The organism is Polynucleobacter sp. 35-46-11 (genome assembly GCF_002281105.1).
Map to the genome: position 1 here is coordinate 1 of NZ_NCFJ01000621.1, position 1,337 is coordinate 1,337.

At 46.4% G+C, this 1,337-nt stretch carries 1 pseudogene; it reads right to left on the minus strand.

The features are described from left to right. Positions 1-1,337 (minus strand): annotated as a pseudogene (locus B7Y67_RS18225) (PD-(D/E)XK nuclease family protein); the annotation flags it as partial.

Sequence of the window (1,337 nt, forward strand, 5' to 3'; positions counted from 1 at the left end):
AAACGTGTTGAGCTCAGAGGCAGAATGCTTAAAGTAGCCTCGGCCTGCTGACCCACCTCTTGATAGGAGGCCTCTTCAATAATCGTCTTGAGTAGGCTCAGCCATTCTGGCAAACGCATGCTGATTTGTCGGTAAGCTCCCGCACCTAAATCAAAGGTCTTAAGTACTTCGAGTAATTGCTTGCCAGCGGAGTCTTTTTCAAGTTCTTGTGCCATACCCATGGATTGCAAATTAGATTGCAGAAGTGCATAGGCATTTTCACAATCAAGTTTGAGCTCTAACCACTGCGCATGATGTCTTTGCAATAACGTGAGTAACTCTAAGAGTGATTCATGGGGTACGGTGCCACGTGATGATGAATAGGCATTAGCTCGCTCAATCGCAATCCGAAAGGTTTCCCAACCTGACTTTGCTTGGCTTGCAATCAATATATCTTCAAGCTGAGCAACTAGACTGACACAAGCTTCTGATGGTTTATGTAAGGTATGAGCAAGATCAAAAAATGGGTTTTGCAAAAACTCCAGTAAGGCACTTGCACTAGGCCCCTCCTTAGGAGAGCGAATCAACTCCAACCAACTATTGAGCGATGCTGCGGCACGAGTGGTCGAGAGCTTCCAACCGGTCTCATCACGAATACGCAGACCTGGACCAAAGCGCGATAGCAATGCGCGCGCCCTTCTTGCAGCTAAACGATCTTGTGCAACCAAAGCGATATTAGTTTTACCTGCAACTAAATGGGCCTCAATCGATTTGGCTGCCGTCCAAGCTAATTCTTCAAAACGTCTAGCGGACAATAACTTCCACCCATCATGAAAGCTGGCTTGAATGTTGCGATCAATAAGGGTCTGCTGTTCGCTATCTACTACTTGGAGCTGTCCTTCAGCATCTTGCCCAGCTAAAGCCTCAGACCATAGCGCTACTGAATGCCAATCCATTCCGATATTGATAACGGGTGCACATTGTGAATACTCATGCAAGTACCGAGACATCGTCTCTTGATCAATTGGCTTTGGATCGGCAGTCTCCACCCAGATCAAAGGTCTTGCTACAGATTGATTGGTGTTTGCAGCTTGCAGATGAGCGGCTAATGCGAGATGCTTACGCATGACAGGATCACCGGGACTACTAAGGTAACGCCAGAACGCCAATAAAACAGTCGATTCTTGATCAACGACCTGACGAGATAAACCAACATAGGCCTTAGCAATCGCTTGATCCAATAGTGTTTCTACTTTTTTAACCCACAACTCTGTATCCATAGCTTGGTTTTGCGCTAGGGAATTGATCTCACCTTGCATCAGTGGCACAACCGACTCTGACAATAAATCACATGCATC